This is a genomic window from Arthrobacter sp. H5 (assembly GCF_000520595.1).
Lineage (GTDB): Bacteria > Actinomycetota > Actinomycetes > Actinomycetales > Micrococcaceae > Arthrobacter_D.
This window is the reverse complement of sequence record NZ_KI914997.1, coordinates 5874-9654: the sequence shown is the minus strand read 5'-3', so window position 1 is coordinate 9654 and position 3781 is coordinate 5874. Positions and strand designations below refer to the sequence as shown.

5 protein-coding genes are annotated in these 3781 nt (G+C 62.1%); 3 read left to right on the top strand and 2 right to left on the bottom strand.

Features of this window, described 5'->3' with window-relative positions:
• The coding region (locus Y708_RS0111775; RefSeq protein WP_081746733.1) for a universal stress protein at positions 1–548 on the top strand (548 nt) is incomplete at its 5' end.
• A 58-nt stretch (positions 549–606) separates the two neighbouring features.
• Here Y708_RS0111775 and Y708_RS0111770 read toward each other — a convergent pair.
• Together Y708_RS0111770 and Y708_RS24595 are read right to left on the bottom strand one after the other, a co-directional pair.
• Positions 607–909 (bottom strand): P-II family nitrogen regulator, encoded by a 303-nt coding sequence (locus Y708_RS0111770; RefSeq protein ID WP_026548810.1) that lies wholly within the window; start codon positions 907–909, stop codon positions 607–609.
• 5 nt (positions 910–914) lie between these two features.
• Positions 915–1751 carry a sodium-dependent bicarbonate transport family permease gene (locus tag Y708_RS24595; protein WP_253905795.1) on the bottom strand — a complete coding sequence of 279 codons (837 nt, stop codon included), beginning with the start codon at positions 1749–1751 and terminating at the stop codon, positions 915–917.
• Between the two features lie 657 nt (positions 1752–2408).
• Between Y708_RS24595 and Y708_RS0111760 the strand changes: the two genes are divergently transcribed.
• Positions 2409–3284, top strand: coding sequence for a DUF6671 family protein (locus tag Y708_RS0111760; protein ID WP_051478937.1), 876 nt, complete (start codon positions 2409–2411; stop codon positions 3282–3284).
• Between the two features lie 82 nt (positions 3285–3366).
• Positions 3367–3781, top strand: a 415-nt coding sequence (locus Y708_RS24590) for a dihydroxy-acid dehydratase domain-containing protein (protein ID WP_173401516.1), incomplete at its 3' end; no start/stop codon positions are given.

Sequence of the window (3781 nt, the reverse complement as noted above, 5' to 3'; positions counted from 1 at the left end):
CCGCGGCCGCGGTGCCATCCGCTGGCCGGCAACCGGTGCAGTTGCAGCCTCCCGGACAAGGGGAACCATCAGTGACCCGGGAAAGCCCGGGTGACGGGCTGAAACCGGCACCGAACAACAGCATTGTGGTCGGTCATGATGGATCTTACTGCACCTATTACGCCCTGGACATGGCACTTGGACTCGCTGATCAACTGCAGGCCGCCGTCGTCATCGTGCGGGCCTGGTCCATCGCCACCGCTCCGCAGCCACCCGGCTGGAAGTTCGGGTATGTGTCGTCCTTTGATGAGTACGCTGCGACGGTGCATGGGGAGCTCATGCGGGATGTGCAAATGAGCGTTGACAGATACCCCACGGTTTCCATTAGCTACAGGGCCGTTAACGCCGGGGCGGCAAAGGGTCTCATTGACATCTCACGGGAGGCCCGAATGCTGGTTGTCGGATCGCGCGGGCGCGGCGGTCTCGCCGGGATGCTGCTCGGCTCCGTAAGTGACCAGTGCGTCCGGCATGCGTCCTGCCCGGTCCTGGTCGTGCGCCCCCGGAGCTGAGGCCGCGGCGCTCCGGACCTTCGCCGGATCCTTTGCGTGGGCCCGGTGCGGTCAGGGTCTAGAATTTCTCCGGGCGCAAGACTTCGATGTCACTCACGAACAGGATCATGGCGTAGTCCTGGTAGTAGTGCTCCTGAAGGTGGGCGGCAATTGCGCCGGCTGTACGGTCGTCACACACCACCTCGATGCGGATGTTGCTGTTCGCTTCCCAACCGGCACTGCGGACGCCGCGGTGACCTTTGCCTCGGGCGTCGGTGATGGTGTATCCGCGGGCATTGAGCCGGTCGATCTCACGGGTGAGGGTGGCCTCAAGTACCGCTTCGGTGACGACGGTCAATAGCTTGCGTGCATGGCTTTGCATCGGTCTTATCCTTTCGCGAATGTGTGGGCCCACACGGCTAGCGCGTGGTACATCGGGATGCCAAACAGTACATTGAACGGGAACGTGATCCCCAGTGCGGCGGCCAGCGACAGGGTGGGGTTGGCCTCGGGTACGGAGATGCGCATGGCCGCCGGCACTGCGATGTATGAAGCACTCGCAGCCAGCGTCGCAAGAACGGCCGTACCGCCGATGGAGAGGCCCAGCGCCCAGCCCAGCCCGGTCCCCACCAAGGCGGAAAAGAGCGGCATGCCAATTCCAAAGGCCATCAGGAATGGCCCGTACCGGCGCAGGCTTCCTACCTGTGTCGCGGTGATCAGCCCCATCTCCAGCAGAAAAAGGGCCAGGATTCCCTTGAAAAGATCGAAGAACAAGGGCTCGATCGACGATAACCCGTCCGGCCCGGCCGCCCATCCGATGAGCAGCCCGCCCAGAAGCAGCACGATGCTTTTGCCCAGGAAAACCTCGTGGGCGACCGACCTCCACCGGGTTTCTCGTGAGAGGCCCCGCGCGAGGACAATTCCCACAATGATGGCCGGCACTTCCAGGAGCACCAGAAGCAGCGGCATGTGCGCTTCGAAGGCGATCTGGCGGCTGCCAAGATACGCGATGGCCACGGCATAGGTGCCTACGCTCACCGAGCCGTTGTGGGCAGCGATGGAAGCGGCATCCGCGCGTTTGAAACGGCCCAGGTAGCGCAGCACGGGGAAGGCGGCCAGTGAGAGGAAGAATCCCAGCGCCACGACTGCCAGCATTTGCGGCAACAGGCTGCCGAAAGGCTGCCTGGCCAGTTCGATGCCACCCTTGAGTCCAATGGCCAGCAACAGCACAATACTGACAAACTCGTAGATCGCAGTCGCAGTTCTGAACGCAAGAGGCCGGCAGCGGCACCGAGCAGGAAGAAAAGGATGATGGGATCGATCATGTGGTCTCTCTTGTTCGTTTCCAGCTGTTGTGAAACCGGAGCGCGGTCAATGGCCCATACCTGCATCGTTTGGCTGTAATCCATCCGATGGCACCGGCCCGCCGGCAGTTCCATTAATACACACTCTGTGATTCATGATCCAAAATTCGTGTATTCTGTCACGTAACATCTGCGATTGCGGGACGGCCACCGGGACTTTTCCAACTCATCGCGTGCACATGACAGGTGTGCTGCGAAAAACATCGGCATGGGGTGAGCAAGATAGCAGGAGCAGCAGTCGCCATCGGAGGGGGCGCTCAGCTTACCGTCGACGAACCTTTCGGATCCGGCTATCTTGCACGTCGGCGCCGCAGTCGGAGCACCCGCTACCGGCCACACCGGGATCTACGGCCAAGGCATCTCCTCAACACGCCATTCCCTAAACCTGCGGGTTTCCTGGAGCGGCCAGTCCGTCCACGTTCTTTAGCCGCCGAGGTCGGAGCCTTCAGCCCCTGCCGTATATGCGGTGCCGGGACGGGGAAGTCCCTTCGTTCGCGCCCCGAGTGAAAGGTCAGTTGTGAGCAGTACTGATTCCGACAATTCAATCCAGCTTTCCGTCTATTCCGGTGAACGGATTTCTCTGCTTACCCAGCATGGCAAGGAGCAGGTGATCGCCCCGGTGCTCGAGCGTGCGCTTAGCTGCCGGATCGAACACGTCACGGGCTACGACACGGATCTGCTCGGTACTTTTACCCGCGAGGTCCCCCGCGAGGGCACACAGCTCGAGGCTGCGCGCAGGAAAGCGCGCGTGGGTATGGAAATGTCGGGACTGCCGCTGGGCATCGCCAGTGAGGGCTCGTTTGGCCCGGATCCGTACATGGGGATGTTCCCCTGTAACGTCGAACTCATGATCTGGATCGACCGTGAGCGTGAACTGGAGGTCGTTGGAACAGCCGAAGGCAAGACAAATTTCTTCCACCTCCTGACCGCGGACTGGGCGGAGGCCCAAGGGTTCGCCCGCGAATCGAAGTTCCCCGGACATCACCTGGTCGTTCGCCCGGAAGGCGGGCACGACCATCGCATCCGTAAGGGAATCGCCTCATGGCCCGAGCTGGAGCGCGACTTTTCGAAGGCGCTGACCCGGTCGGCCAACGGCAAGGTTTTTCTCGAGACCGACATGCGCGCACATGCCAATCCGACGCGCATGGAAACCATCCGTCGCGCGGCCGAAGACCTTGCACAGAAACTTCGCTCCCGGTGTCCGGCGTGCGACACCCCGGGATTCTGGAAAGTGGAGCGGGTGGCGGGACTCCCGTGCAAGGTTTGCGGCGCACCAACAAACGAGACCCGCGCTGAGATTGATGGATGCCTCACCTGCGAGCACCGCTCCACCCGCGACGTAACCGACCCGCCAAGAGCCGACCCGCGTTTTTGCAACTACTGCAACCCTTAACACTGCCCATAACCTCGACGCGTCCCGTTGCCCATAGCGTTCAGAACGATACGTAGCTTGAAATCAACACCGGAGGAAAAATATGCAACCCTCACATTTAGTGGATATCAAGCCCCGCAGCCGGGTCGTCACCGACGGAATCCACGCGGCGCCCGCCCGCGGAATGTTCCGGGCGGTCGGCATGGGGGACGATGACTTCGCCAAGCCCCAGATCGGCGTCGCGAGCTCCTGGAACGAAATCACTCCCTGCAACCTCTCCCTGAACCGGCTGGCCCAGGGCGCCAAGGAAGGCGTCCACGCTGGCGGCGGGTTCCCCATGCAGTTCGGCACCATCTCCGTCTCCGACGGCATCTCGATGGGCCACGAAGGCATGCACTTCTCCCTCGTATCCCGCGAAGTGATCGCCGACTCAGTGGAAACGGTGATGCAGGCCGAGCGGATCGACGGTTCCGTCCTGCTGGCGGGCTGCGATAAGTCCCTGCCCGGCATGCTCATGG